The sequence below is a fragment of the Micromonospora tarapacensis genome (assembly GCF_019697375.1).
GTDB classification, from domain to species: domain Bacteria; phylum Actinomycetota; class Actinomycetes; order Mycobacteriales; family Micromonosporaceae; genus Micromonospora; species Micromonospora tarapacensis.
In genome coordinates, this window is record NZ_JAHCDI010000004.1 from 2,957,701 (window position 1) to 2,984,350 (window position 26,650).

Annotated in this window: 25 protein-coding genes and 4 pseudogenes; 17 read left to right on the forward strand and 12 right to left on the reverse strand. The window is 73.5% G+C overall.

The annotated features are described in order from the left end of the window. Nucleotides 1–19 precede the first annotated feature (19 nt). Nucleotides 20–1,631, reverse strand: a pseudogene (locus KIF24_RS19415) (phytoene desaturase family protein). 70 nt (nt 1,632–1,701) lie between these two features. On the opposite strand from KIF24_RS19415, the pseudogene KIF24_RS19420 reads away from it, so the two are divergent. Continuing rightward, nucleotides 1,702–3,133, forward strand: a pseudogene (locus KIF24_RS19420) (aldehyde dehydrogenase family protein). A 63-nt stretch (nt 3,134–3,196) separates the two neighbouring features. On the opposite strand, the gene KIF24_RS19425 reads toward KIF24_RS19420, so the two are convergent. Continuing rightward, nucleotides 3,197–3,598, reverse strand: a complete 402-nt coding sequence (locus KIF24_RS19425; protein WP_221085261.1) for a ChaB family protein — start codon at nt 3,596–3,598, stop codon at nt 3,197–3,199. A 149-nt stretch (nt 3,599–3,747) separates the two neighbouring features. Between KIF24_RS19425 and KIF24_RS19430 the strand changes: the two genes are divergently transcribed. The 5 genes from KIF24_RS19430 to KIF24_RS19450 all read left to right on the forward strand — a co-directional run bounded on the left by KIF24_RS19430 (nt 3,748) and on the right by KIF24_RS19450 (nt 6,441). Further along, the gene (locus KIF24_RS19430) at nt 3,748–4,725 is read left to right on the forward strand and encodes a YihY/virulence factor BrkB family protein (RefSeq protein WP_221085262.1); all 978 of its coding nucleotides are present in this window, start codon (nt 3,748–3,750) and stop codon (nt 4,723–4,725) included. 46 nt (nt 4,726–4,771) lie between these two features. Then, complete coding sequence (locus KIF24_RS19435) at nt 4,772–5,188, forward strand: DUF2795 domain-containing protein (RefSeq protein WP_221085263.1); 417 nt, start codon at nt 4,772–4,774, stop codon at nt 5,186–5,188. 49 nt (nt 5,189–5,237) lie between these two features. Next, entirely contained in the window at nt 5,238–5,699 is a 462-nt protein-coding gene (locus KIF24_RS19440; RefSeq protein WP_221085264.1) for an SRPBCC family protein, read from the forward strand. Between the two features lie 107 nt (nt 5,700–5,806). Then, nucleotides 5,807–6,064: a hypothetical protein gene (locus tag KIF24_RS19445; RefSeq protein ID WP_221085265.1), complete on the forward strand. Its 258-nt coding sequence runs from the start codon at nt 5,807–5,809 to the stop codon at nt 6,062–6,064. 164 nt (nt 6,065–6,228) lie between these two features. After that, complete coding sequence (locus KIF24_RS19450) at nt 6,229–6,441, forward strand: hypothetical protein (RefSeq protein ID WP_221085266.1); 213 nt, start codon at nt 6,229–6,231, stop codon at nt 6,439–6,441. A 9-nt stretch (nt 6,442–6,450) separates the two neighbouring features. Here KIF24_RS19450 and KIF24_RS19455 read toward each other — a convergent pair whose 3' ends face one another. Further along, nucleotides 6,451–6,885: a hypothetical protein gene (locus KIF24_RS19455; protein WP_221085267.1), complete on the reverse strand. Its 435-nt coding sequence runs from the start codon at nt 6,883–6,885 to the stop codon at nt 6,451–6,453. A 164-nt stretch (nt 6,886–7,049) separates the two neighbouring features. On the opposite strand from KIF24_RS19455, the pseudogene KIF24_RS19460 reads away from it, so the two are divergent. Next, a pseudogene (locus tag KIF24_RS19460) lies at nt 7,050–7,423 on the forward strand (DUF6401 family natural product biosynthesis protein). A 62-nt stretch (nt 7,424–7,485) separates the two neighbouring features. Here the strand turns inward: KIF24_RS19460 and KIF24_RS19465 are convergent. After that, entirely contained in the window at nt 7,486–8,349 is an 864-nt protein-coding gene (locus KIF24_RS19465; RefSeq protein WP_221085268.1) for a mechanosensitive ion channel family protein, read from the reverse strand. A 189-nt stretch (nt 8,350–8,538) separates the two neighbouring features. On the opposite strand from KIF24_RS19465, the gene KIF24_RS19470 reads away from it, so the two are divergent. Further along, the gene (locus KIF24_RS19470; RefSeq protein ID WP_221085269.1) at nt 8,539–10,662 is read left to right on the forward strand and encodes an ATP-binding SpoIIE family protein phosphatase; all 2,124 of its coding nucleotides are present in this window, start codon (nt 8,539–8,541) and stop codon (nt 10,660–10,662) included. 56 nt (nt 10,663–10,718) lie between these two features. Here KIF24_RS19470 and KIF24_RS19475 read toward each other — a convergent pair whose 3' ends face one another. Next, nucleotides 10,719–11,675, reverse strand: coding sequence for an NAD(P)/FAD-dependent oxidoreductase (locus KIF24_RS19475; RefSeq protein WP_221085270.1), 957 nt, complete (start codon nt 11,673–11,675; stop codon nt 10,719–10,721). A gap of 164 nt (nt 11,676–11,839) precedes the next feature. Here KIF24_RS19475 and KIF24_RS19480 point away from each other — a divergent pair, with 164 nt between their 5' ends. Then, the gene (locus KIF24_RS19480; RefSeq protein WP_221085271.1) at nt 11,840–13,234 is read left to right on the forward strand and encodes a glycoside hydrolase family 6 protein; all 1,395 of its coding nucleotides are present in this window, start codon (nt 11,840–11,842) and stop codon (nt 13,232–13,234) included. A 179-nt stretch (nt 13,235–13,413) separates the two neighbouring features. After that, nucleotides 13,414–14,001, forward strand: coding sequence for a general stress protein (locus KIF24_RS19485; protein WP_221085272.1), 588 nt, complete (start codon nt 13,414–13,416; stop codon nt 13,999–14,001). A 56-nt stretch (nt 14,002–14,057) separates the two neighbouring features. Here KIF24_RS19485 and KIF24_RS19490 read toward each other — a convergent pair whose 3' ends face one another. Beyond that, on the reverse strand, nt 14,058–14,579 hold the full coding sequence (locus tag KIF24_RS19490) for a GNAT family N-acetyltransferase (RefSeq protein WP_331461198.1): 522 nt from the start codon (nt 14,577–14,579) through the stop codon (nt 14,058–14,060). A 136-nt stretch (nt 14,580–14,715) separates the two neighbouring features. Between KIF24_RS19490 and KIF24_RS19495 the strand changes: the two genes are divergently transcribed. Beyond that, complete coding sequence (locus tag KIF24_RS19495) at nt 14,716–15,195, forward strand: MarR family winged helix-turn-helix transcriptional regulator (RefSeq protein WP_221085274.1); 480 nt, start codon at nt 14,716–14,718, stop codon at nt 15,193–15,195. An 11-nt stretch (nt 15,196–15,206) separates the two neighbouring features. Continuing rightward, nucleotides 15,207–16,193, forward strand: coding sequence for a pirin family protein (locus KIF24_RS19500; RefSeq protein WP_221085275.1), 987 nt, complete (start codon nt 15,207–15,209; stop codon nt 16,191–16,193). Nucleotides 16,194–16,238: 45 nt separating this feature from the next. On the opposite strand, the gene KIF24_RS34065 is transcribed toward KIF24_RS19500, so the two are convergent. Continuing rightward, nucleotides 16,239–16,367, reverse strand: coding sequence for a hypothetical protein (locus KIF24_RS34065; RefSeq protein ID WP_269440629.1), 129 nt, complete (start codon nt 16,365–16,367; stop codon nt 16,239–16,241). Nucleotides 16,368–16,452: 85 nt separating this feature from the next. Here KIF24_RS34065 and KIF24_RS33175 point away from each other — a divergent pair, with 85 nt between their 5' ends. Continuing rightward, nucleotides 16,453–16,878 carry a hypothetical protein gene (locus tag KIF24_RS33175; protein ID WP_230415756.1) on the forward strand — a complete coding sequence of 142 codons (426 nt, stop codon included), beginning with the start codon at nt 16,453–16,455 and terminating at the stop codon, nt 16,876–16,878. On the opposite strand, the gene KIF24_RS19510 is transcribed toward KIF24_RS33175, so the two are convergent. Next, nucleotides 16,807–17,565 carry an acetoacetate decarboxylase family protein gene (locus tag KIF24_RS19510; RefSeq protein WP_221085276.1) on the reverse strand — a complete coding sequence of 253 codons (759 nt, stop codon included), beginning with the start codon at nt 17,563–17,565 and terminating at the stop codon, nt 16,807–16,809. The two genes, KIF24_RS33175 and KIF24_RS19510, sit on opposite strands and share 72 nt — an antisense overlap. A 393-nt stretch (nt 17,566–17,958) precedes the next feature. On the opposite strand from KIF24_RS19510, the gene KIF24_RS19515 reads away from it, so the two are divergent. Next, nucleotides 17,959–18,783 (forward strand): SigB/SigF/SigG family RNA polymerase sigma factor, encoded by an 825-nt coding sequence (locus tag KIF24_RS19515; protein ID WP_221085277.1) that lies wholly within the window; start codon nt 17,959–17,961, stop codon nt 18,781–18,783. Nucleotides 18,784–18,841: 58 nt separating this feature from the next. On the opposite strand, the gene KIF24_RS19520 is transcribed toward KIF24_RS19515, so the two are convergent. Genes KIF24_RS19520 through KIF24_RS19530 form a run of 3 tightly spaced genes read right to left on the reverse strand, consistent with a single transcriptional unit; the run spans nt 18,842 to nt 21,623 of the window. After that, entirely contained in the window at nt 18,842–19,435 is a 594-nt protein-coding gene (locus KIF24_RS19520; protein ID WP_221085278.1) for a GNAT family N-acetyltransferase, read from the reverse strand. Next, nucleotides 19,432–20,955, reverse strand: a complete 1,524-nt coding sequence (locus tag KIF24_RS19525) for an APC family permease (protein ID WP_221085279.1) — start codon at nt 20,953–20,955, stop codon at nt 19,432–19,434. The genes KIF24_RS19520 and KIF24_RS19525 overlap by 4 nt, the downstream gene beginning before the upstream one ends. 41 nt (nt 20,956–20,996) lie before the next feature. Continuing rightward, nucleotides 20,997–21,623 (reverse strand): GOLPH3/VPS74 family protein, encoded by a 627-nt coding sequence (locus KIF24_RS19530; RefSeq protein WP_221085280.1) that lies wholly within the window; start codon nt 21,621–21,623, stop codon nt 20,997–20,999. A 142-nt stretch (nt 21,624–21,765) separates the two neighbouring features. On the opposite strand from KIF24_RS19530, the gene KIF24_RS19535 reads away from it, so the two are divergent. The 3 genes and pseudogenes from KIF24_RS19535 to hrpB all read left to right on the forward strand — a co-directional run bounded on the left by KIF24_RS19535 (nt 21,766) and on the right by hrpB (nt 25,771). Next, nucleotides 21,766–22,608, forward strand: a complete 843-nt coding sequence (locus KIF24_RS19535; RefSeq protein ID WP_221085281.1) for a helix-turn-helix domain-containing protein — start codon at nt 21,766–21,768, stop codon at nt 22,606–22,608. 43 nt (nt 22,609–22,651) lie between these two features. Next, nucleotides 22,652–22,843 carry a DUF397 domain-containing protein gene (locus KIF24_RS19540; protein ID WP_221085282.1) on the forward strand — a complete coding sequence of 64 codons (192 nt, stop codon included), beginning with the start codon at nt 22,652–22,654 and terminating at the stop codon, nt 22,841–22,843. Between the two features lie 386 nt (nt 22,844–23,229). Next, nucleotides 23,230–25,771, forward strand: a pseudogene (hrpB, locus tag KIF24_RS19545) (ATP-dependent helicase HrpB). 3 nt (nt 25,772–25,774) lie between these two features. Here hrpB and KIF24_RS19550 read toward each other — a convergent pair. Then, nucleotides 25,775–26,503, reverse strand: coding sequence for a PP2C family protein-serine/threonine phosphatase (locus tag KIF24_RS19550; RefSeq protein ID WP_221085283.1), 729 nt, complete (start codon nt 26,501–26,503; stop codon nt 25,775–25,777). Nucleotides 26,504–26,650: the final 147 nt, after the last annotated feature.

Below are 26,650 nucleotides of genomic sequence, written 5' to 3' on the forward strand. Positions count from 1 at the left end.
CCACCCGCGGGGCGGCCGGTCAGCGGTAGACGGCCCGGTGCCCGGCGGCCACCGCCCGGTGGTACGCCCCGCCGGTGAGCGGCCGGTCGCGGGCCAGGGCGGCCCGGGCGGCGTTCGCGCCGGGGCACCGTGCACCCGCCGCCGGGATGCGCCGACGCGCTCGCCAGGAAGAGCCGGTCCACCGGTGTGTCGGCCCGACCCAGACCGGGAATCGGCCGCAGGAACAGCTGCTGGTAGGGCGCGGCGGTGCCGCCACCGAGAGCCCCGCCCACCAGGCTCGGGTTGGCCTGCTCCAGCTCGGCCGGGCCGGCCACGTGCCGGCCGACGACCAGTCCGCGGAACCCGGGCGCGGCGGACTCCAGCACCGCCTCCATCCGCTCGACGTGGGCGACGATGTCCTCCGCTCGCCAGTGCCGGCGAAACGGCAGGTGGGTGTACGACCAGAGGGACTCGGTGCCCGGCGGCGAGTGACTCGGGTCCGCCACCGACATCTGCCCCACCAGCAGGAACGGGTCGGTTGGCAGCTCGTCACGGGCCAAGGCGGCGGCGTAGCCGGTCAGCCCGCCGAGATCCGCGCCCAGGTGCACCGTGCCGGCACCGGCCAGCCGGCGGTTGGTCCAGGGCACCGGGGCGGCCAGTGCCCAGTCCACCTTCAGCGTCGAGCCGTCCCAGCGGAAGTGCTCCAGGTCCGCCACCATCCGGGGCGGCAACGCGTCCGCGCCGACCAGGTCCAGGTAGAGCGCGGGCGCGGGCACGTCGGCGAGCACGGCGCGGCGGGCCCGCCACAGGCCACCGCCGACGGTGCGTACGCCCATCGCCCGGCCCCGGGCCACCAGGATCCGCTCCACCGGGGCGCCGTAACGGATCCGGCCACCCCGCTCGGAGAGCCGGGCCACCAGCGCATCGGTGATCTTCTGGGCCCCGCCCGCCGGCACCGGCCAGCCGACCTGCTGACCGAGCATGGCCAGCAGCCAGCCGTATCCGCCGGAGCCGGCCTCCTCGGTGGACAGGTCGGTGTGCAGGGCGCAACCGGCCAGCAGCGCCGGCCCACCGGCGCCGGTGAACAGCTCCTCGCCGAGCCGGCGTACCGGCAGCACCAGGCGCCGGGCCAGCCGCAGCGTGCCCGCGACGCGCAGCCGGCGCAGCAGGTCCAGCCCACCGCGCACCGGCGGGAACGGTGTGGTGATCAGCTCCAGCATCGGATCGGCGACCTGCCGCCACTGTTCGTACGCGACCAGCCACCGGTCGCCGTCGCCGGGTGCGAACGTCTCCAGCGAGGCCGCGGTCGTCTCGGGGTTCCGGTTGAGCACGGCGGCCCGGTCGTCGGGGAACCGGTGGGCCAGCACGTCCGGGGCGTGCCGCCAGGCCAGGCCGTACCGCGGCAGGTCGAGCCCGCGCAGCACCGGCGAGGCGTAGCCGAGCGGGTAGAAGGAGCTGTAGAGGTCGCTGAGATAACCCGGTGCGGTCACCTCGGCGGAGCGCACCGCCCCGCCGGGGGCGCCGGTCGCCTCCAGCACCACCACGTCCCAGCCCGCGTCGGCCAGCAGGTTCGCGGCGACCAGGCCGTTGTGTCCCGCTCCGACGACCACGGCGTCGGCCCGCTCGGCACCAGCGGAGCCCGTCGAGGTCATCCGACGACGCTACCCGGGGGGCAACCGGGCAAAACGTTTGCCCGGCGCGGGTCGGGGCATCCTGCCCGCCATGTACACGGTTGCGCAGCTCATCGGTGGGGTCTGGGGCGCCGGCGGGGAGGCCGGCGAGCTGGTGGTGCACGATCCGGCCGACGGCAGGCGGGTGGCCGGCGCGCCGGTCGCCACGGCCGACGAGGTCGGCAAGGCGGTGGCGGCGGCGCGGGGGTGGCGGCCGACTGGGCGGCGACCGCCCCGGCGGAGCGGGCCGCCGCGCTGCACCGGGCCGCCGACGCGGTGGCCGAGGCCGCCGACGACCTGGCGCACGCGACCACCGCCGAGATGGGCAAGCCCTCGCCGACGCCCGTGGCGGCGTCGAGGCCGGTGTCGCCACCCTGCGGCAGTACGCCGAACTCGCGCCCGCCCGGGGCGGCCGTACCCTGCACGGCGACCCCGCCGCGATCGACTTCATGACACCGCAGCCACGCGGCGTGATCGCCGCCATCACCCCGTGGAACGACCCGGTCGCCGTGTCCTGCGGGCTGCTCGGCGCCGCCCTGGTCACCGGGAACGTGGTGCTGCACAAACCCAGTGAACGCACCCCGGCGACCGGCTGGTTGCTGGCCCGCGCGCTCGACACCGCCCTTCCGGCGGGGGTGCTGTCGCTGCTCACCGGCGGTCCCGCGACCGGTGCCGCCCTCGCCGCCGCCGAGGTGGACATGGTGGCGCACGTCGGGTCCACCGCCACCGGCCGGGCGATCGCCGCGGCCGCGGCCGGCACCGGCGCGAAGGTGTTGCTGGAGAACGGCGGCAGCGACCCGTTGATCGTCGACGCCGACGTCGACCCGGTCTGGGCCGCGACCCAGGCCGCCCTGGGTGCCTTCGCCAACGCCGGGCAGATCTGCGTCGCGGTGGAGCGGATCTACGCTCATCGCGACCTCGCGGAGGACTTCGTGGCAGCGCTGGTCGAGCGGGCCGCCGCGCTGCGCGTCGGCCCGGGACGCGAGCCGGACACCGAGCTCGGTCCGCTGGTCGACCGGCGACACCGCGACCAGGTTCACGGGCAGGTCACCGCGGCGGTGGCCGACGGGGCACGGATCCGTACCGGCGGGACGCTGCCCGACGGACCGGGCGCCTTCTACCCGGCCACCGTGCTGGAGGCCTGCCGGCACGACATGACGCTGGTCCGCGAGGAGACGTTCGGTCCGGTCGCCCCGGTGGTGGTGGTCGACTCGTTCTCCGAGGCACTGCGGTGTGCGGCCGACTCGCCGTACGGGTTGGCCGCCACGGTGCTGACCGGGTCGATGAGCCACGCCCAGCGGGCCTGGCGTGAACTGCCGGTCGGCACCGTCAAGGTGAACGCGGCCTTCGGCGGCGCGCCGGCCGGTGCGGCCCAGCCACGCCGGGCCAGCGGTCAGGGCTTCGGCTACGGTCCGGAACTGCTCGACGAGTTCACCGCCACCAAGGCGGTACACATCGAGGCGCCCGGCGGCGGGCACTGGTGAGTGCCCGAGCCCCGGTCCCCGCGTACACCGGGGACCGGGGCTCGTTGGGCGGCGCCGGCTCAGTCAGTCACCGCGGGCCCGGCGGGTCTGCCGGTCGTTGGTCTTCTGGATGGCCTCGACCAGTTCGGGCTTGGTCATGCTCGACCGTCCCGGCACATCCAGCTTCCGGGCGACCCCCATGAGGTGCTCCTTGGAGGCGTTCGCGTCCACCCCGCCGGCGGTGGGCGCCCGCCGCTGCGGACCGCCACCGGCGGCCTGCCGGTCGCTGGGGCCCTTACGGCCCTTCGACTCCCAGTGGTCGCCCACCTTCTCGAACCCGTGTTTCACGGCGGCGAACGCGGTGCGGTGCGCCCGCTCGCCCTCGCCGTAGGTCTCGACCGCCGAATCGTGTGTCTTCTCCCACGTTCGCTGGGCCTTCTCCGGGGAGCGCCGCAGCGTGCTGGGCAGTACCTCGCGCCCGGGCATGGTGATCCTCCTCCGTGTGCGAGCGATTCCCCTTGGCGTTCCCGCCCGGACCCGCGGCAAACGCCACCCGGTTTGCCGATGGCCCGGGCGGGGTACCGCCCGGGCCATTCGACGAGCCGTATGCGCCGGCCGCGCACCAGGGAGCGGTGATGAGGACGACGGACCCGCAAGCCCCACCCGCCGACCCGACGGTGCCGCCGCTGCCGGGCCTGCGCCAGCTGCGCTGGCCGACCTGGCGCGGCGTGCTGGTCCGGGCCGGCCGCAACTACCTGCGGGACAACTGCACGGACTTGGCCGCCGCGCTCACCTACTACGGGGTGCTGGCACTCTTTCCCGCCACCGTCGTGGTGGTCGCCCTGGTGGGCCTGGTCTCCGACGGGGAACGCACCGTCGACACGGTGCTCGACCTGGCCCGCGACGTCGGCGCCGGCTCGGTGGTGGCCGACGAGAGCTTCGTCGGCGTGGTCCGGGCGGTGGTGGACCAGAACAGCTCCGCCGGGGTGCTGCTCAGCTTCGGCCTGCTCGGTGCCCTCTGGTCGGCCTCGAACTTCATCGCGTCGTTCACCCGGGCCTCGAACGCGATCTACGGAGTGGCCGAGGGACGGCCGGTGTGGCGGCTGCGCCCGATGCAGCTCGGGCTCGCGGCACTGTCGCTGGTGCTGCTCGCCACGGTCGCCGCCGGCCTGATCGTCAGCGGGCCGGTCGCCGACGCGGTCGGCGACCTGCTCGGAGCCGGCGACGCCGCCCGGACCACCTGGTCGGTGGCCAAGTGGCCGGCGCTGGCGTTGATCGCGATGCTGCTGATGTCCCTGCTGTTCTGGGTCGCGCCGAACGTGCGCCAGCCACGGTTCCGCTGGCTCACCCCCGGCGGGACGGTGGCCCTGGTCACCTGGACGCTCGGCTCGTTCGGCTTCGGGCTGTACGTGGCCAACTTCGGCTCGTACGACGCGACCTACGGCAGCCTGGGGGCGGTGATCGCCTTCCTGGTCTGGCTCTACCTGTCCAATTCCGCGCTGATGCTCGGTGTCCAGATCAACGCCGAACTCCAGCGCGGCCGGGCGCTCCAGTCGGGCGCGCCGGACACCGGCGAACCCGTCCTGCGGCCCCGGTCGCCGGCCGGTTCGTGACTGCTTGCCGGGTTTACCACCAGCCCCTTCGGGTAGCGCAGAAGGCATGGATCGCGGCAGCAGCAAGCACGCACCGAGGGTCGACGAGCAGATGAGTCAGGAGGTCAACGGCGTCGTACAGGGGCCGGGCGCCGGCGGCTCACGGGTCGACGAGTTCCGGGTTCCGGAGCCCGCGGGAGAGGACCAGCCGGAGCCGACCACCGCCCCGGCCGGCGACACGCGTGGCGGCACACCTCAGGGCATGAGTTCGGAGGACGTCGAGGCACGCAGCCGGCTCGGACGGTTCATCACGCTGAGCGCCCTACCCGGCGACCGGGCCGCGCTGCTCGCCAACGCGCGGGGGAACGAGGCCCCCGACGACGTGCTGGCCGAGCTGGAGCGCCTGCCCGAGGGCATCCGGTACCAGACGGTGTCCGAGGTGTGGGCGGCGCTCGGCCACACCAACGAGACAACGCGCTGGTGAGGCGGACCAGACCGGTCCACCGCCCTCACGGGTGCAGGAAAGGATTCTGATGAGTGGTGTTACGGAGCATGTCGACGTTGCCGTCCCGGTACGGACGGCGTACGACCAGTGGACTCAGTTCGAGGAGTTTCCCCACTTCATGGAGGGCGTGGAGGAGGTCCGCCAGCTCTCCGACACGTTGACCCACTGGACCGTCGAGGTCGCCGGCGTGAAGCGCGAGTTCGACGCCGAGATCACCGAGCAGCTGCCCGACGAGCGGGTGGCCTGGCGGTCGACCGGCGGCACCCAGCACGCCGGGGTGGTCACCTTCCACCGGCTGGACGAGAACAGCAGCCGGGTCAGCCTCCAGTTGGAGTTCGACCCGCACGGCGTCATCGAGAAGGCCGGCGAGAAGCTCGGCGTGGTCGACCGCCGGGCAAAGGGCGATCTCCAACGGTTCAAGACGTTCATCGAGCGGCGTGGTCAGGAGACCGGCGCCTGGCGCGGCAAGGTCGACCGCCCGCAGCCCTGATCGAACGGAAGTCTGTCGACGGCCGCCGGTCCGCCCGGCGGCCGTCGCCGTGCCCGCGGGCGGGCCGCGCGTCGTTTGCGGCGAACCGGCCCGGGTACCGCGATGACATGACCGACGACAGGGTGTGGCGCGACGAGGAACGGCTCCCGCTCGAAGAACTGGATCGGGCCGTCGCCCGCTCCACGCTCGACGGGCAGGCCGACGACGTGACCGGCAACGACGCCGGGGAGGAGGCCGCCTTCGGGCACGGCCCCGAGGCGGCCGACCGGGGTGGCGAGGCCACCGACACCGGTCGTGAGCCGACCGACCGTGACCGGGCGTACCGCCCCTCCACCACCGGCCGCACCGGCCCCGACACCTTCTGACACCACTGCGGGTACGCTCTGGTCACCGGAACGACCAGACGCGTACCCGAAGTGCGTTTTGCCGCCGGACGGGCCCGGCCAAATGGTCAGTGAATCAGGACGACACAGCCAGAATCGGCCGTTCGGCTGACGGCAACGCCGGTGCCACGCGCAAGACTTTCGGAATGCATCAGGGCTCCGGCTTCCTCACCACGCGTCAGCGCCGCCTCGCCTGGCTCGGTTTCCTCCTCGCCGCCGTCCAGGCGCCGGTCTCCGCCAAACTGGTCGAGGACAGCTCCTGGCTGTTCAGCCTCTGCGTCGCGCTGATGGTGGCGACCGTGATCATCGCCGACGACGCCGCCCGGCGCCGCCCCGCGGACGCCCGTTCCTCGGACTGACCTCGGGGGTCACGGGCGGGCCTCGTGTCCGGGCCGGCCCCGGCTGCGGCGACGCTCCTTCATCTCCGCCTCGTGGAGGTGCCGCCGGCCGCCGACCAGTTGCTCGCGTGCCGAGCGGTCCACGTCGCTGAACAGCGCGTGGTAGCCGTCGTCGAAGTCCTCGACGATCTGGAAGGTCCACCGGCCGGCGATGACGTTGCGGCCCACCAGTTCGTCGGCGATCCGGTCGGCGATCGCGGGATGACCCGCAGCGCGGAACATCCGTACCGCGTCGTCGAGCATCAGGTCGGCGTGGCCGATGAGCTGGTGCAGCGAGTACAGGTGACCGCGGGCGCGTTCCACGCACTCCAGGGCCTCGCTGAGCCGGCCGAGGGCGGCCACCGTGTCGTCGGTCACCCCGGCGGGCCGCCGGTGCCGCTCGTCGGGTCCGTCGGTGGTGTCCATCCGTTCCTCCCTGGTGGCGGTCGTGCCCGGGTGCGTGGTTTCCCACCCCGACCGGACGCCCGGTTCGGTCCCCCCGGCCACCGGCCGGTGCACCGGTGGAGGATGCCCTGGCCGGCCGAGCGGCCGAGGTCGCGTCCGGTTGGAGTTGGCTAGATTCGTTCCCTATGCGCGTGCCGTCGAACCGGGTTTCCGCCCCCACCGCCGTCGAGTCGACGCGGTCGAGCCTCGTCGCGCTCGCCAACGCGGTGGGTCTCGACGGCCTCGCCGCCGCCACCGCCCTGCCGGGTCTGCTCGCCGCCGTCGACCAGCACGCCGCCGCCGTGCGGGACAGCCTGCACGGCGACCGGCGGCCACTGTCCGCGGCCGCCCTCGCCGGCTACGCCGAGGGGTGCGCTCCGCGGCCGGTGAGCACGGCTGGCGTACGCCCACCGGCCCGGTCGAGTGGGCGGAGGCGGACTGGGTACTGCTGCGCCTGCTCGCCGTCTGCGCGCTGACCGCCGTGCTGGGTGTGCCGGCCGCGCAACCGCCCCCGCTGTGACGCGGGACGGGTGCCCGCCAACCGGCGGACACCCGTCTTCCTCGCGGCGACGCGATCGACCGTTACGGCCGGAACTGCTGGGTCTCGTCGCCGGTGTTCCCGGACTGGTAGGTGCCGCGTCCCCCGGCCATCGAGGACTCCTGTCCCGACGACGCCTGGGTACGCTCGGCGCCCGTGCGGTCGGCCATCTGCCGCTGCGTGTCGCCGCGACCCGCCTCGGCCCCCTGCCGCTGGTCGCGGATGTACCGTGACTCCTCGGCCACCCGGTTGAGCCAGCCCTCCCAGCGGCTCTGCATCGGCCGCACCAGGCCACCGCCGACACCGACGATCAGGATGCCGGCCACCGTGGCGAGGACCGCGATCAGCACGGGCTGGGTGACGGTGGTGGCGATACCCACCTGGTTCAGCGCCGCGATGATCCCCAGTGCGATCACGAAGATCGCCGACAGGTCGGCCAGCACCCGCCCGTACGACATGCCACCGAGCGCTCCGGTGACGAGATCCCGGACCGCGTTGGCGATGGCGAACGCGACCACCACGATCACGATCGCTACGAAGGCGCGTGGCAGCCACGCCACCACGCCCGCGATCAGGTCGCTGATCGCGTTGGGGCCCCACACCCCGAAGGCGAACTGCAGCGTGAACAGCAGCACGGCGTAGTACGCCAGTTTCGCCAGGATGTCACTGGCGTCGTACTTCGTCCGCTCCAGGGCACGCTTGATACCGCCCCGTTCGACCGCTCGGTCGAACCCCACCCGTTCCAGTGCCGCGTCGACGATTTTGAGCACGGCTCTGGCGATGAGCCATCCGACCACCAGGATCGCGATGAACGCGATGGCCCGCGGCACGAACAGCAGCACCGACCTCCACATGTCGGCCACGGCGTCACCGATGTTGACCTGCCTGACCGCGAGGGTTTCCGGCATGATGTCCCTCCTGTCGCATGGACTGCCCGGCGCGCTTACCCCTTTCACCCGGGTAGCACGCCGCGCCGATCCGATCCTTTTTCCCGACAGATCCCGCCAGAGCGGCTCTGACCTGCCGTGATGTCCCGAGCCGGCGCGCCCGAACCATGATCGGGAACACCGGTCGAGCGGGCGGACTAGGCTGCGGTCATGCCAGGAACGGTCGGGCGAGTCCCCACGCCAGCAGGCCCCGTCCCGGACGCGGCGGCGGGGGCCGCGCACATCGTCGGCCACCACCGCTGGAGTGCCACCGCGCTCGGTCCGTACGAGACCTGGGATGCCGACCTCCGGGCGGCCGTCGAGGTCGTGCTCGCCTCGCCCGCGCCGATGGCGCTGCACCTCGGCGACCAGTTGCTGCTCCTCTACAACGAGGCGTACGCCGCACTGATCCGCGACCGACATCCGCAGGCGGTGGGGCGGCCCACCGCCGACGTCTTCGCGGAGGTCTGGCAGCGCCCGGGCATCGGCGACGTGGTCGAGCACACCTACCGCACCGGTGAGCCCTTCCTGGAGAAGGAGATCCCCCTTCCGTTGCACCGGCCCCCCGACGGGCTGGAACACGCGGTCTACACCAGGGCCTGCTCTCCCGTTCGGGACAGCCGCGGCCGGGTCGCCGGCGTGCTGTCCGTGGTCGCCGAGACCAGTCCGGCGACGCGGCACCTCCAGGGGCTCAGCGACTTCGCCGCGGCGCTGTCCGGCACCCTCACGCTGGACGACGTGGCACGGGTGGCGCTGCGCCACGCGATCACCTCGTTCGACGCCGACCGCGTCTCCTTCGCGATCGACGACACCGGCGGCGGCAGCGGGTGGCGGATGGTCCGGCGGGTCCGGGGCGAACTGGTGGACGAGGCGGACGAACGGCTGCCCCCGTTGTGGCGGCGCGGCCCGGCGGACTGGCCGGTTCCGGCGGTGGTCGGCGCGCGCAGCGGGCAGGCCAGCTTCATCGACGACGGCCAGCCGCTGCACGAGATCGCGGTCGATCGACACGACCAGAAGGTCCGCGCCCTGGCGGTGATGCCGCTGCGGGCGTCCGTGGTCCGGGGCGCGCTGAGCGTCGGCTACCGGTCCCCGCACGCCTGGTCCACGGCGGAACGGGCGCTGCTCACCGCGTCGGCCGAACTGGTCGGGCAGGCCACCGACCGGGCCCGTCGCTTCGAGACCCAGCACGGCACCGCCCAGCTGTTGCAGCGCAGCATGCTGCCGGAGAATCTGCCGGTCCTGCCGCGCCTGCGGATCGCGGCGCGCTACGACCCCGGCGTCGACGGCAACGCCGCGGGCGGGGACTTCTACGACGCGTTCGTGCTGCCCAACGGTGACCTGGGGGTGGTGCTGGGCGACGTCGCCGGCCATGACGTGCAGGCGGCCGCCCGGATGGGCCAGGTCCGCGCGGCGCTGCGGGCGTTGGCGCTCAACGACCACCGGCCCGACCAGGTGCTCAGCGGGCTGGACCGCCTGGTCAGCAGCCTCGGCGCCGAGGCCGGCACGCACGAGTTGTTCGTCACCGTGGCCTTCGGCGTCATCGACGTCGAGCGTGGCAGGCTCACGCTGGCCAGTGCCGGCCATCCGGCGCCGCTGGTGCGGCGCTGCACACCGGCCGGCGACTCGCGGGCCGAGTACCTCGACGTGCCGTCCGGCGCCCCGCTGGGCATCGGCTACCGGCCCGCGACGCGTACCGCCGACTTCTCGCCCGGCGACACGCTGCTGCTGTTCAGCGACGGCGTGGTGGAACGCCGCCGGCAGGGGCTGTCGCACGGGCTGGCCCGGCTGGCGGAGTCGGTGGCCGCGGCGCCCAGCGGTGATCCGCGGTCGCTGTGCGCCGTGGCCTCCGCGGCGGTGCCGGGCACCACCGAGGACGACGTGGCCGTGCTCGCCGTCGAGTACGCGCTGCGACCGAGCCGGTCCGCGCGGATGGAGGTGCCCGCCGAGCCGACGGCGCCGAGCCGGGTGCGGCACTGGATGACCGCCCAGCTCGCGCAGTGGCGGGTGGCCGAGTCCGTGATCGGCGCGGCGGTCCTCTGCACCAGCGAGCTGACCACGAACGCGCTGCTGCACGCCGGCACGGCGGCCCGGGTGGAGGTCGACCTCAGCCCCGAACGCCTGCTCGTGTCGGTGGCCGACCAGGGCTCCCGCGGCACGGTCACCCGAGCCCGGACGGAGACGTTGAGCAGCCGGGGGCGCGGTCTGGGCCTGATCGAGGAGTTGAGTGACGCCTGGGGCACCGATCCCACCGTGCGGGGCTCGACGGTCTGGTTCGAGATCCTCCTCCCGCAGTAGCGGTAGCTGACTCGTGCGTCCGGCCGGGGCGTCGGGGTCCTGGCCGGCTCGGCCGGTCAGGCCAGCCGGCGGGCCAGGGCTCGCCCGAGGTCGCGGCCGGAGCGCCACGCGGTCTGCACCCGAGGTTCGCCGAACACGTCGCCGGCCAGGCCGATCCCGTCGTCGTCCAGGTGGAAGCCGGCGTCGGAGCCGGCGGTGGGCCTGGCGTACGTCCAGCGGTGCACGTGCACGTGCTCCGCCGGGTCGGGCAGCGCGAGCAGGTCGCGGACGGCCGCTTCGACAGCCGGTGCGGCACCGGTGGGTTGGGCGAGGTGCCCGGCGGCGAACTCCGGCGTGGTGTGGGCGACCAGGACGGGCGCCCCGTCGCCGCGCCGGTCGCCGTCGTCGCAGACCAGGCTGAGCAGCGGATGGTCGTTGACGAAGGCGCCCCGGAAGTCGCTCCACCGTCGGGTCCGGAATCGCAGCACCGCGGCCAGCGTGGGAGACCACCGCTGCCGCCGCACCGCCTCCGTGGCGGCGGCCAGGGCCGGGTCGAGCAGCAGGGCGGCCTGCGGCCCCGGCATCGCCAGCACCGCCGCCGCGCATGGCGCGCCGTCCACCGCCGGCCCCGGTTCGACGCCGAGTACCAGCCGGTCGACCACCACGGGCAGGGCGCGGGCCAGCTGTTCCACAAGCGAGCGCAGCCCGAGCGGGGCCGCCCAGCGCATCGGGCCACGGACCTCACGCCGGCCTCTGCCGCCGTACGCGACGAAGGTGTCCGTCCATTCGCGGGCCAGCCCGGCGGCCTGCCAACCGCGGACCACCTCCGCGAAGTCCGGATCGCTCACCGTCAGGTAGGCGGCGCCGAGGTCGGCGGGGCGCCCGTCGAAGCGCCTGCTGGCCATCCGACCGCCGGTCGCCCTCGCCCGTTCCCGGATCTGGACCGGTACGCCGGCGCGCAGCAGTTCCCCGGCGCACGCCACCCCGGCGATGCCGGCACCGACCACCACGACACCCGACCGGCCAGGGTCCATCCGCTGATCGTATGGCGATTCGATCCGCTGGTGCGGTGGCTGCCCCGGCCCGCGGCCACCGGATACTTCCGGAAGGTCTTCACAAGCCGGCAACAGCCCCGTACCTTGTCGGACATGTGGGAGCGCTTCCACGCATTGTCTTCGATGGGTACGAGGAGCAGACCATGAGAACTCGAGCCACGTTCGCCGTGGTCGGTGCCGCGGCCACGGCGTTGACCGTGGTCGCCACCGTCGGCGTGGGCGCACTGCGTCCCACGCCCGCCGCGGCCGCCGAATCCGCCTTCTACGTCGACCCGCAGACCAGCTCGGCCCGCTGGGTGGCGGCCAACCCGAACGACCCACGGACCGCCGTGATCCGGGACCGGATCGCCAGCGTCCCGCAGGGCCGCTGGTTCACCACCACCAACACCTCGTCGGTACGCGCCGAGGTGAACTCCTTCGTCGGCGCCGCGGCCGGCGCCGGCAAGATCCCGATTCTCGTCGTCTACAACATCCCCAACCGCGACTGCAGCAACCACAGCGGGGGCGGCGCGCCCGACCACGCCAGCTACCGGCAGTGGGTGGACCAGGTCGCCGCGGGCCTGGCGGGGCGACCGGCCACCATCGTCCTGGAGCCCGACGTGCTCCCCATCATGACCAACTGCATGAACGCCAGCCAGCAGGCCGAGGTGCGGGCCTCGATGGCGTACGCCGGCAAGGCGCTCAAGGCCGGATCGGCGGCGGCCAAGGTCTACTTCGACATCGGCCACGGCGGATGGCTTTCCCCCGGCGAGGCCGCCGCTCGGTTGACCGCGTCGGACATCGCCAACAGCGCCGACGGCATCTCGGTGAACGTGTCGAACTACCGGCGCACCGCCGACGAGGTCGGCTACGCCAAGTCGATCATCGCGGCCACCGGCATCTCCCGGCTGAAGGCGGTCGTGGACACCAGCCGCAACGGCAACGGTCCCGCCGGCGCCGAGTGGTGCGATCCGCCGGGGCGGGCGATCGGCACGCCGAGCACCACGGCGACCGGCGACTCCGCGATCGACGCCTTCCTCTGGGTGAAGCTGCCGGGCGAGGCGGACGGGTGCATCGCCGGTGCGGGCCAGTTCGTGCCGCAGCGGGCGTACGACCTGGCCATCGCGGCGGGTCCGGTGCCGACCACCACCCCGCCGACCACCACGCCACCCACCACCACGCCACCGACCACCACCCCGCCCACCACCACCCCGCCGACCACGACGCCACCGACCACCCCGCCCAGCGGGGGCTGCACGGTGACGTACACCCCGAACGCGTGGCCCGGTGGCTTCACGGCCGAGATCCGGGTGACCAACCGTGGCGCGGCCATCAACGGCTGGACGCTCGCCTTCACGGCCGGCTCCGGGGTTCGAGTGACCAACGGGTGGAGCGGCGAGTGGAGCCAGTCCGGCGACCGGATCGAGGTGCGCAACGCCGCCTGGAACGGCAGCCTGCCCTCCGGTGGCACGCTCAGCGTCGGCTTCCAGGGCACCTTCACCGGCAGCAGCCTGCCGCCGTTCGGCGGCTTCACCCTGAACGGCACCAACTGCGCCTGATCGACCGATCGGCCCGCCGGCCCCCTGCGTCCCGCCCGAGGGCGGGACGCAGGAGGCCGGTTCGTCGGCACTGACCGCCCATTGCGGGGGCACTCCCGAACGGCTCGACGGCCCGATGCCGCGCCGGCGTTACCGCCGCCGCGACCCGGGAAGGCGACTGCCGACGAAGGAGGAGACCCATGACCACACAGTCGAATCCCCCGGCCTGGCAGCCGGGGGTGACGGGCGGCGGCACCCTCCCGTCCGGTCCTGGCGGTCGTACCGCCGCACCCGGTGGCGACGGGCAGGGCCCACCGGCCGGTCCGCCGACCGTGACGATCGGCGCCTATCCGGACTATCCGTCCGCCCAACGGGTGGTGGACCACCTGGCCGACAACCGGTTCCCGGTGGAACGGACCGCCATCGTCGGCACCAACCTGGCCCTGGTGGAGACCGTGCTCGGCCGGCTGACCACCGCCCGCGCGGCGCTGGTCGGCGCCGGCACGGGTGCCTGGTTCGGTCTGTTCATCGGGCTGCTGTTCGGCATCTTCACCGTCGGGAACTGGGTGGCGGTGATCCTGGTCGGCCTGGTCATCGGTGCCGTCTGGGGTGCCGTGTTCGGTGGTGTCGCGCACGCGATGACGGGTGGACGGCGGGACTTCACGTCCGCCAGTTCGCTGCGCGCCGGTCAGTACGCGGTCACGGTGGAGGCGGACGTCGCCGACCAGGCCCGCCAACTGCTGGGCCGGCTGCACCTGGGCGGTCGCACACCGCAGACGGCGGGCTGAGCCCGTCGCGACCTCCGGGCGGTCCCCCCGTGGGCCGCCCGGTCCGATGCGCCCGCTCAGTCGGTGACCAGGCGGGCGTGCAGGTGCTCGTCGTAGCGGCGACCGTCGCCGTAGCGGTGCGACTGCCGCAGGGTGCCCTCGGCCAGGTAGCCGGCCCGCTCGGCGACGCGGCAGGAGGCCGGGTTGGCCACCGCGTGGCACAGCTCGATCCGTTCCAGGCCGAGGTCCTCGAAGGCCCACCCGGTGAGCCGGGCGACCGCCGCCGAGGCGAGCCCGCGACCTCGGGCGGCGGCGACGGTCCAGTAGCCGATCGAGGCGTCGCCGCCCTGGATCCGGTGCAGCGACACCGACCCGAGCATGGTGTCCGGGTCCGTCGGGTCGGCCACGGCCAGCGAGACGTGGCCGCCACCGGACCAGTCGGCCCGCCACCGCACCCACCGGCGCGCGGTCGCGAGGTCGAGCGCGTCGCCCTGTGGGTTCCACTGCGCGATCGCCGGATCGTGCCACGCGTCGAGCACAGCCGGCGCGTCCGCGTCCTGCCAGGGCCGCAGCAGCAGGCCAGGGCCGTTCAGTTCCACGACGGCAGAGTCTGGCACACCCGGCCCGGTCGCCGCACCGGGTAGCTCAGGACCGGCACCACCCCGTGCACGGTGCCCGCGCCGCAGTCGAACCGGCGGACTTGTTCAAATTTTAAGAAGATGCTATCGTGGCGCCATGACCGAGAGCCCGCCCAGCGACCGCCTGGCCGCCTGGCGGGCGTACATCGAGGCCAGCCAGCGGTTGTTCACCCGGATCGAGGACGACCTGCGCAGCGCCAGCGAGCTCAGCTTCGCCGACTACCACGTGCTGGTGCTGCTCTCCGAGGCTCCCGGGCAACGGCTGCGGATGGGCGAGCTGGCCGGCCGCCTGGTCTTCTCGCCCAGCCGGCTGACGTACCAGATCTCCGCCATGCAGCGGCGCGGCCTGGTCGCGAGGCAACCCTGTCCCCAGGACGGGCGGGGCAGCGAGGCGGTGCTCACGGCCGCCGGGCTGCTGGCCCTGCGGACGGCCGCGCCGCACCACCTGCACTCCGTGCGCACCCACCTGATGGACGACCTCGACGACGCCGAGGTCGCCTGCCTGACCAGGATCTTCACCCGGCTCGGCCGGCGACTGCAGGGCAGTGACTGCACCGCCGCCGCCGGCGACAGTTGAAGGAGCCCACCATGCCCGCCATCACCGTCGACAACGTGCTCGTCCTGCCCCGGCTGCCCCGACTCGACGAGTCCGCCACGTTCCGGCCGGTTCGCCGGCTGAGCACCGCCCCCAGCGGTTTCGAGGGCGAGGGTTTCCCCGTGCGCCGGGCCTTCGCCGGGGTCCCGACGAGCGAGCTGGACCCGTTCATCCACCTCGACCAGATGGGTGAGGTCGACTACGCCCCCGGCGAGCCGCGGGGCACCTCCTGGCACCCACACCGGGGATTCGAGACCGTCACCTACATCATCGACGGGATCTTCGACCACGAGGACAGCCACGGCGGCGGCGGCACGATCACCAACGGCGACACCCAGTGGATGACCGCCGGCAGCGGCCTGTTGCACATCGAGGCACCGCCGGAGCACCTGGTGGTCAGCGGCGGGCTTTTCCACGGCACGCAACTGTGGGTGAACCTGCCGAAGGCGGCCAAGATGAGCGCCCCGAAATACCAGGACATCCGGGGCAACCAGACGGCGCTGCTCACCACCCCGGACGGTGGCGCACTGGTCCGGGTGATCGCCGGGGAGATCGCCGGCCACCACGGACCGGGGGCCACGCACACCCCGATCACCGTCGCCCACCTGACGGTCGAACCCGGCGCGCAGGTCGACCTGCCCTGGCGGGCCGACTTCAACGCGCTGGTCTACGTGCTGGGCGGCCGTGGCACGGTCGGTACCGACCGGCGCCCGGTGCACACCGGTCAGCTGGCCGTGCACGGGCCGGGCGACGCACTGCGCTTCGCCGCGGACGCCCGGCAGGACGGCAACACCCCGACGCTCGACCTCTACGTCATGGGCGGGCAGCCGATCCGGGAGCCGGTGGCGCACTACGGCCCGTTCGTGATGAACACCCGGGACGAGCTGATCCAGGCGTTCGAGGACTTCCAGGCCGGTCGACTCGGGGTGATCCCGGCGAAGCGGCTACCGCACACCGGGGGCCAGGGCGAGCGACCCTGATCGGCGCGAGGGCGCCCGGCACCACCGCGCCGGGCGCCCCGGCCGTCAGGAGACGGCGAAGATGCCGGCCAGGCCGAGCAGGACCATCACCAGTACCGTCAACAGCGCACCCCGCTCGCCCTCCACCGCCTGGTCGCGGTGCTCGGTCGCGGAGTTCGTCGTCTCGCCGGTCATGGTGTGGCTCCTCGCTACTCGGATCGGGTGCGTACCGGGTCGGCACGGGCTCACCGACGTGCGAGCCCGACCAGGGGTTCGTATCGTGAGGGCGTCGTCGACCTCAGCGAAGGGCGGGAACGTGGCGCTGCTGGACTGGTTTCTCAGCGGGCCGAAACGTGCCAACCCGGTCTCTGGGTTACCCGTCTGGACCAGCGGAAACCTCGCCGAGCCGCTGATTCACGGCGCGGCGTACTTCGACCGGGAGCACCTGGACCGCGATCCGGCGGGCGGCGACGACGCCGATCTGGTCGACCCGGACGACGCGATCACGGCGATCACCGGCGCTGCCCAGGCGTTGCAGCGCTGGCATGACGGCGGACAGGTCGGCCCTCGGCCGCCCGGCCGGCTGCGATCGCACCGGTCCCGGCGACTGCCCTGGTGGATCCGGGCCTGGGCGCTACCGGCGTACCGGCTGGTCTACGACCCCGACGGCCGGCCGCTGCGCGCCCGCCGGGCCGGCACCTGGTGACCCCGGCGCCAGCTCGCCGAGCACGCTCAGGCCACCCGGGTACGCGAAGGACGAGCGCGGCGAGTAGTAACCCCACGCGATGGTGAGCGGATTCTCGGGGCGCAACGCGTAGAGCGGGTGGTCCGGGGCGAGGAACTCCACCGACTCGATCTCGAACGAGTTGGACGGCTCGGCGACGACCGGGTAGACGCTGCTGACCAGCTGGCCGTGCAGCGCCGTGAGATAACGGTGATGCCCGTTGTGCATCCTGTGCCCGGTGTCACCGACGCGTACCCGGGCCCGGATCATCGGCACGCCGTCGATGTCGGTCTCCGTCACCTGGGTGTCGCCGTCGTGTGTGGTGATCGTGGTGTGGCCGGCCAGGGCCGGCGCGCCACGGGCCAGGGCATAGTCGCGCACCCGCTCGCTGGAGGTCACGTAGTGCGTCCACCAGCCCCCCGGGGTCACCCCGTCCGGTGCGTCCACCCCGGCCAGGGTCACCCCGAGATAGGTCAACGAGTACGCGCCGAAGCCGGAGGTCTGGCTGTCGTCGTCCACCACGTACTGGTTCATGAAGACCTGCCGGTCCGGATGCGGTCGCAGCCCGGCCGGGACCAGCGCCGCCACCGCCTCCGGGTCCGCCGGCAGCCAGCTGATGTACAGCGTCCGGCTGTTCACGACGAGTTGAGGAACGGCAGGGTCGAGCACAGCGCCTCCGATTAGGGATGTACTCGCGACGCTAACGCCAGTCCCGTCGACGGGACAAGGACGGAAACGCGACAGTCCGTCAGCGGACCGTGCCGCACCTCGTCCGGTCGGCGGCACGGCACCCCCGTCCGGCTGCCCCAGCCGGGTCGCGCGGACACGCCCGGCCCGGCCGAACCGGCCGTTGGTTCGCCCGGAGTCCGAACCTGTGCAGCCGGGGACGGCCACATGCGTGTCCCTTTTGCGGCATACGTGATGTTAAGTAACCTAAGTACATCGTCCGTTCGGCTAGATTTCTGGGAGACGATCAGGTTAAGGTGACTCCCGAACGTACTAGCAAGGACTACACCAAAGCGTCACGTCTTTTTCCGCGGACGAGGTGCAGGGAGGACCACCATGACCGCGTCAACGATCACCGAATCGGCGACCGCCCCGGCGACCACCACCCCGAAGCTCGACCCGCGGGCACTCACCGACAGCGCCGCCGAGGTGCTGAACGCGATGGCCGCACTGCCGGCGGGCCACCCGTCCCGGGCCGCGCTGCGGGACCGGGCGATCGAGTCCTGGCTGCCACTGGCAAACCATCTCGCCCACCGCTACAGCGGTCGCGGTGAGCCCACCGACGACCTCGCCCAGACCGCCGCCGTCGGCCTGATCAAGGCGATCGACAAGTTCGACCCCACCCGCGGCGTCGACTTCGCCGGCTACGCCATCCCCACCATCATCGGCGAGCTGAAGCGACACTTCCGCGACCGGACCTGGGACATTCGCGTCCCCCGCCGCCTGCAGGAGCTGCGGCTGGCCATCTCCGACGCCAACAGCACGCTGCTGCAGAGCCTGGGCCGCTCGCCGACGGTGGCCGACATCGCCGGACACCTCAAGATCACTGAAGAGGAGGTCCTGGAGGGCCTGGAGGGTGCCCGCGCGTACAACGCGGTGTCGCTGTCCACGCCGACCGGCGACGGTGACCGGGCGACCGAGCTGGGCGACATGCTCGGCGGTGAGGACAGCGAGTTCGAGCTGGCCGAGCTGCGGGTGGCCCTCGGCCCGGCGCTGGCCACGCTGGACGAGCGCGAGCAGAAGATCCTGACGCTGCGGTTCTACGGCAACCTCACCCAGTCGCAGATCGCCGAGCAGATCGGCGTGTCGCAGATGCACGTGTCCCGGCTGCTGGCCCGGGCGCTGACGAAGCTGCGGGGGCAGCTCGACGGCGCGTACTAGGGGGGTGCCGACGGTGGCCGGGTCCGCAGGACCCGGCCACCGTCGTGTCCACGCCGGCTCAGCCGGCCGCCGGTTCCCGCCACATCGGCCAGAACGGCGTGCCGTCGGGCAGCCGGAACGGCTCGGCGACCCGGTAGCCGTGCCGTGCGTACAGATCCCGGCCCATCTCGCTGCTCGCCTCCAGATACGCCGGCACGCCGTTGGCGTCCAGCCAGGCGTGATGGTGGCGCAGCAACGCCGTACCGATGCCCTGGCCCTGGCGGTCCGGCCGCACGGCCAGCAGGGCCAGGTGGTGGTGGTCGGGGTGCGGATGGTTCGCGGCGAACAACTCGTCGAGGTGGACGAAGCGGGGCGTCCACTCACCGCAGGCGGCGGACAGCCGGGCGTCGTAGTCCGCCGGCGGCGGCAGCGGCTCACCGACCGACGGCAACCAGACCGCCACGCCGGCCCGGTCCTCGGTGCCGAACACCAGCCCGTGCCGCACGGCGTGCTCGACGATGATCTCGAAGCTTCCGGCCAGCACCGCCTCCCGCTTGGCCTCGTCGGGCACCAGCCACCGGGGGGCGTCCAGGACCAGGAACGACTCGGCGATCCGTGCGGCGACCCACCGGGCGTCGGCCTGGCCGAGCCGCCCGATGGTCGGCCGGGTCACCGGCGCGCCTCCGTGGTCGCCGGCTCGGTGAACGACGAGGGCGGGACGACGACCGTCGCCGCGCTCTCCGCACCCAGCCCGATCCGGGCGTACGTGTCGGGACGCCGGCGCCGCAGCGACAGGCCCCACAGCGCGCCGAGCAGCGCCGCCACGGGGTACGCCGCGGGGATCGCCCAGCGCAGCGGCGAATCGGGCGCCACGCCGAGCAGGTCGGCGAAGTTCTGCACCGCCAGCACGATGATCGCGACGAGCGCGACCGCGGCGACACCCGGGGCGATCAACCGCCGCCACAGCGTCTCCTGCTCGCCGCTCCGGGCGAAGTACGCGATGACCGCCACCGAGGTGGTGGCGATCAGCAGCAGCACGCCGAAGCCGCCGCTGGTGCCCAGCCAGAAGAACAGTTGCAGGACCGGGTCCCAGCCGTTGACCGCGTACAGCACGATCACGAACAGGCCGAGCGCGCTCTGCGCCAGCGAGGCGGCCTGCGGCGCGCCGGTGGTCGGCGAGGTCCGCCCGAACACCGCCGGCAGCACCCGCTCCCGGCCCAGCGCGAAGGTGTACCGCGCGGTCGTGTTGTGGAACGAGATCATGGCGGCCAGCACCGACGTCACGAAGAGCGCCTGCCCGATGGCGAGGACGGTGTCGCCCAGGTGCGCGCCGGCCAGGTTGAAGATCAGTTCGATGCTCTGGGTGCCGGCCTCCTCGACGATGCGGTCCGGCCCGACCGCCACCGTCATGCTCCACGAGGAGAGCGCGTAGACCACCGCGATGATCGCCACGGACAGGTAGGTCGCCATCGGCACGGTCCGCTTCGGGTCCTTGCTCTCCTCGCTGAAGACCACCGAGGCCTCGAAGCCGACGAAGCCGAGGATCGCCAGCACGAGCACCGCGCCGAGGCCCGGCACGAAGAAGTTGTCCGGCGCGAACGCGGCGAAGCTGACGCTGCCACCGGCCGGGTTGCCCAGTTGTCCGAGGTCGAACACCACGATGATGGCGATCTCGGCGCAGAGCAGCGCGGCCAGCACCATCCCGTTGATGTCGACCCGGAGCAGGCCGAGCAGGCCGACCAGCGCCCAGGCCACCAACGCCACGATCCACCACTGTGGCGCGATCCCGAACAGCCGGTCAAGCACCGGCGTGGCGGCCGCGCCGATGGTGCCGTAGAGCCCGACCTGAAGGGCGTTGTAGGCGATCAGCGCCACCCAGGCCGTGCCCACCCCGGCCGGTCGCCCCAGGCCACGGGAGACGTACGCGTAGAAGGCTCCGGCGTTGGCCATCCGGCGGGCCATCGCCACGTAGCCGGCGGAGAACAGGGCCAGCACCGCGGCCACGGCGAGGAACGCGAGCGGGATGCCGAGCACCCCGATGACCCCGTAGCCGGTGGTGACCACACCGGCCACCACGGTCAGCGGTGTCGCCGCGGAGAGGACGAAGAAGACCACCGAGGGCACGCCGAGCCGACCACGGGCCAGCGCCTCGGAGACGTTGCTCGGTCGTTCGGTTGTCGAGGTCGAGGACATGAAGCTGCTCCGGTCTTGGGAGGGGAAGGGGGTGTACCGGGTCAGGGGATGCCGCGCAGCACGGCCGCACCGACGGCGGCCTCGGTGTGCGCGACGAGCTCCTTCAGCGGAGCCGGCAGGGCCGGGATGATCAGGTTGAGCCGGTGGTGGGCGCGGGGGCCGGTGCTCCAGAGCACCTCGCGGGTCAGGCCGGCGGCGGCGACCAGCCCGAGCAGCAGCGCGTCGGGCACGCTCGGTGGCTCCGCCCGCTCCAGCAGCGCGCGCAGCCGGGTGGCCGGCCACGCCGCGACGTTGAGGTCGATCGGCTGGTAGGTGACGGTGGTTCGCAGCAGTCGCCGGCTCTCCTGCCGCCGCAGCACGCCGGCCCGCGCCAGCCGCTCCCCCACCGAGTTCACCGAGGTCTGGGCGAGGAAGCTGAGCCAGGTCCGCACCGCCTGGTGCTGGGCCTCCCCGATCAGCTGGTCCAGCACGGTGTGCGCCAACGCGTCGGCCGGTGGGCGGCGGTCGATCACGGTGACCTGGCCCGAGGCGATCATGATGTGTCCGTAGAGGACCAGCTCACCGAGGAGACCGCCGGCCAGCCCGAGACCGGTCGCCGCCGGGTGCAGCTTCGCCTTGCCCCGGGTGTCGTTGTGCGCGATCAGGAAGAACTCGTCGGCGATGAGCAAACGTCCTCCCAGGCCGGCCGTCCATTGTGATCGCTAACCCGGGAAAGGATGCACCGAGCGCAACTGCAACGCAACTCCCGTTTTCGACAGTTGCACTCCGTGGCGATGCGACCTGGGCCTTCTGTCGTGCCAGACTCGAAGGGTGACCGCGAGCCCCACCGTCCGCCGCCGCCGCATCGCCCGGGAACTACGCCAGTTGCGCGAACGCGCCGGGATGACCCTGGATGTCGCCGCCCGGCAGTTGGACATGTCCAAGAGCAACCTGTCCCGCATCGAGAACGCCCAGATCGGCATCAAGCCGCGCGACGTCCGGGCCGCACTGGCGCTGTACCAGGTCACCGGGAGCGACGCCGAGGCACTCATCGAGATCGCCCGGGGTGCCCAGCAGCGTGGTTGGTGGCAGCACTACAGCGACGTGCTGCCGGAGTGGTTCGAGTTCTACGTCGGGCTGGAGGCCGAGGCCGCCACCCTGCGCACGTACGAGGCGGAGGCGGTGCCCGGACTGCTGCAGACCGAGGCGTACGCCCGGGAGATCTACCGGCTCACCGCCGGCGAGGAGGATCTGGATCGCAAGGTCGCCGCCCGGTTGCGCCGGCAGGACGTGCTGCGCAGCGACGACCCGGCCGAGCTGTCGGTGGTGCTGAACGAGGCGGCCCTGCTACGCCCCGTCAGCGGCCGGGGGGTGATGGCGGGGCAGATGGTCCACCTGGAAGCCGTCGCTCAGTTACAGAATGTCACAATCCAGGTACTTCCCTTCGATGCCGGCGGGCATCCCGCGATGAACTCACCGTACGTGATCCTCACGTTCGCGGACGCGGCCGACGCCGCCGTGGTCTACCTGGAAAATCTCTCGACAGGCCTGGCACTGGAGGAGGTCGCGCAGGTGCGCTCGTATAGCCTTGTGCACGAGAGGCTGCGCCGCCTGGCGCTCGATCCGGCAGCGTCCCTGGTCCGCCTGAAAGAAGCTTCTCGCTACTTTACGTGACTGCCGTACCGCGGTCACTGTCGGTATCGACGAAGGGATCGCGATGACGGCGCTCGACCTGTCCCGGGCCAACTGGCGCACCAGCACGCGCAGCGTGGGCAATGGCAACTGCGTCGAGGTCGCCACCGTGGACGGTACAGTCGCGGTGCGGGACAGCAAGGAGCGCCACGGACCGGTCCTGAGCTTCGGGCCGTCGGCCTGGGCCGCCTTCGTCTCCAGCGTCCACACTCGCTGATCGCCCGCCCGGCCGGAGCAGATCCCCCGTCACCGCCCGTCATCCCGGCACCCGCCCCTGGCGGGTCGCTGTCCGTGATCGCGCGCCTCCCCGCCGATGCCACATGTCCGCCCCTTTGCTCTGCTTCAACCCACGCAGTGGGGCCTCACCTGCGGCGACGCCGCCAATCAGCCGAGGCCGCAGCTTGCCGGGCCGATGCGGAGCGTGATCGTTGCGTGGGTTGAAGCAGAGCAAAGGAAGTGCGAGTAGGAAGCGGTGGCCGAGGGCGCAACCACGCTATGTGACGGTCGCCGCTTGAGCCCCGACCGGCCGGGTCGGGGCGACGGGACACCGCACGAGACCCTGCCAGCCCGGCGGGCCGGGTGGGCGCGGTGCGAGACTGGGCCGTGCTCTCCGACGTGACTCTCGACCTGCCGGTCCGGCCGGTGCTGCCGGCGCTGGTGACGGCGCTGCGCGCGGCGGGTACGGCGGTCCTGGTCGCTCCGCCGGGCACCGGCAAGACCACCCTCGCCCCGCTCGCCGTGGCCGACGCGGTGGACGGGCGGGTGATCGTCGCCCAGCCCCGGCGGGTGGCTGCCCGGGCCGCCGCCCGGCGGATGGCGGCCCTGCTCGGCGAGCAGGTCGGCGGCCGGGTCGGATACGCCGTGCGGGGCGAGCGGCGGGTCGGCCCGGGCACCCGGGTCGAGGTGGTCACCACCGGGCTGCTGGTCCGCCGGTTGCACCACGATCCCGAGCTGACCGGCGTCGGCGCGGTCCTGCTCGACGAGATCCACGAACGGCAGCTCGACGCCGACCTGGCGCTGGCCTTCACGGTGGAGTCCCGAGCCGCCCTCCGGCCGGACCTGTGGCTGCTGGCCATGTCCGCGACTCCGGAGGCGAACCGGTTCGCCGCCCTGCTCGGCGGTGCGGTGCCCGCGCCGGTGGTGCGGGCGTCGTCGGCGCTGCACCCGGTGACCCGGGTCTGGGTGCCACCGCACCGACCCGTGCCGCCGCCCGGCGCGGGCCCGGTGGACCGGTCCCTGCTCGACCACGTCGCGGCGACCGTGCGCCGCGCCCTGCGCGAGCAGGAGGGGGACCTGCTGGTCTTCCTGCCCGGTGCGGGCGAGATCGCCGCGGTCGCCGCCCGGCTGGCCGAGTTGCGCGACAGCGTCGACGTGCTGCGGTTGCACGGCCGTCAGGCCGCCGCCGAGCAGGACGCGGCGCTACGGGCGGGGCGACGGCGGCGGGTGGTGCTGGCCACGGCGGTGGCGGAGAGCAGCCTCACCGTGCCGGGGGTGCGGACGGTGGTGGACGCCGGGTTGTCCCGGGTGGCCCGGCAGGACCTGGCCCGAGGACTGGGCGCGCTGGTGACCGTGCCGGTCTCCCGGGCCGCGGCCAGCCAGCGGGCCGGCCGGGCCGGCCGGGAGGCCCCGGCCACGTCTACCGCTGCTGGTCGCAGGCGACGCACGAGCGACTGCCGGCGCAGCCGGAGCCGGAGATCGCCACCGCCGACCTGACCGGCTTCGCCCTGGAGCTGGCCGCCTGGGGCACTCCCGCCGGCACCGGGCTCGCGCTGCCCGACGCGCCTGCGGCGGCGGCGATGACGGTGGCCACGGAGACCCTGAAAGCCCTCGGTGCGCTCGGCCCGGACGGCCGGATCACCGAACGGGGCCGGGCCATCGCCGCCGCCGGAGCCCATCCCCGGCTGGCCCGAGCCCTGCTCGACGGGGCGGCCCGGGTGGGGGCGAGCGTGCGGCGGAGGTGGTGGCGCTGCTCGCCGAGCAGAGCGTCGCCGGACCCGGCGACGACCTCGCCGCCGTCTGGCGCCGGCTGCGCACCGACGCCGACCCGGCCGCCAGCACCCGCTGGCGCGCCGAGGCACGCCGGCTGCGCGCCGCCCTGCCGGCCGCCGCCACGGACAGGCCGTCGGGCCTGGGCGCGGTGCCGGCCGGCGGCCGACCGGCGTGGTTGCCCGATGATCTCGCCGCCGGGTTGCTGGTCGGGCTGGCGTACCCCGAACGGCTGGCCCGGGTGCGGCGGCCGGGCGGTCCGGTGTACCTGATGACCGGCGGGACCGCGGCGGAACTGCGGCCGGGCTCGGCGCTGGCGGGCGTCGACTGGCTGGCCGTCGCGGTGGCCGACCGCTCGCCCGGCGCGCCGACCGCCCGGGTCCGGCTCGCCGCCGTCCTGGACGAGAGCACCGCCCGCGAGGCGGGCGCCTCGCTGCTGCGCACCGAGCGGGAGATCGCTTGGTCGGGTACCGACGTGGTGGCCCGGGAGGTGGTCAGATTGGGCGCGATCGAGCTGGTCGAGCGCCCGCTGCCGCGACCCGACCGGGACGAGGTCGGCGCGGCCCTGCTGACCGGGCTGCGCAGCAGCGGGCTCGACCTGCTGACCTGGACACCGGGCGCCCGGGCGCTGCGCGAGCGGCTGGCGTTCTGCCGGCACGCGCTGGGCGCCGACTGGCCGGACGTGTCCGACGAGGCGCTGCTGGCGAGCGCGGAGCACTGGCTCGGGCCCGAGCTGGCCGGCGCCCGCCGCCGGGCCGACCTGGCCCGCGTCGACGTGGCCGCGGCGCTACGCCGGCTGGTGCCCTGGCCGCTGGCCGGGCGGCTGGACGAGCTGGCTCCGGAGCGGGTCACCGTGCCCAGCGGCTCCCGGATCCGGGTGGACTACGCCGATCCGGCGACACCCGTGCTCGCGGTCCGGCTGCAGGAGACGTTCGGCTGGCCGGACGCGCCCCGCGTGGCCGGTGGCCGGGTGCCGGTGCTGCTGCACCTGCTCTCCCCCGCCGGCCGGCCGGTGGCGGTCACCGCGGATCTGGCGTCGTTCTGGCGGTCGGGCTACCGGCAGGTCCGGGCCGAGCTGCGCGGACGGTATCCGCGCCATCCCTGGCCGGAGGACCCGACCACGGCCACACCGACCCGGCGGGTCCGGCCCCGGAGCTGACCGTCACGGCTCCTCGACCACGTCCGCGACGACCACCGTGACGTTGTCCGGGCCGCCGGCACGCAGCGCCAGGTCGATCAGGGCACCCGCGCAGCCCTCCCGGTCCGGCTGGCCGGTCAGCACCTCGGCCAGGGTGTCGGCGCGGACGACGTTGGACAGCCCGTCGCTGCACAGCAGCCAGCGGTCGCCGGCCCGGGGCAGCATCGTCGCGTACGTCGGGGAGATCTCGTCGCCCTGCAACGCCTGGGTGACCACGGCCCGGCGGGGGTGGCTGCCGGCCTGGTCGGCAGTGATCAGCCCCTGGTCGACGAGCATCTGCACGAAGGTGTCGTCCCGGGTGATCTGCTTGAGCACGCCGTCGCGGAACAGGTAGGCCCGGGAGTCGCCCACGTGGGCCAGGGCCAGGCAGCTGCCGGTACGCGCGAACAGCAGCGCGGTCAGTGTGGTGCCCATCCCCTGCCGTTGCGGATCCTCGGCGACCGCCTGCCGGATCCGGTCGGTGGCCAGCTGGATGCCGCTCTGCAGCGCGGCGACCAGCGCGTCCTCGGGCGTGGCCAGATCCAGTGGCGCCACCGCCTCGATGGCGATGGCGCTGGCCAGGTCGCCCGCGGCCATACCGCCCATGCCGTCGGCCACGGCGACGAGCCAGGTGCCGGCGTGCAAGGCGTCCTGGTTACCGCTGCGGATCAGCCCACGGTCGCTCGCCCCGGCGGAACGCAGCTTGAGGGTCATGGCACGCAGCCTGCCAGGAGAAGGGCTCGGTTGTCTCTAGGAGATCAGGAGCACCCGGCGTGGCGCGGCGAATCTCACTACCCGCCGGTCCGGGAGCCCATCGGGTGGGATCGATTGACATGGCCTGTTCACCCTGGAAACATGCCC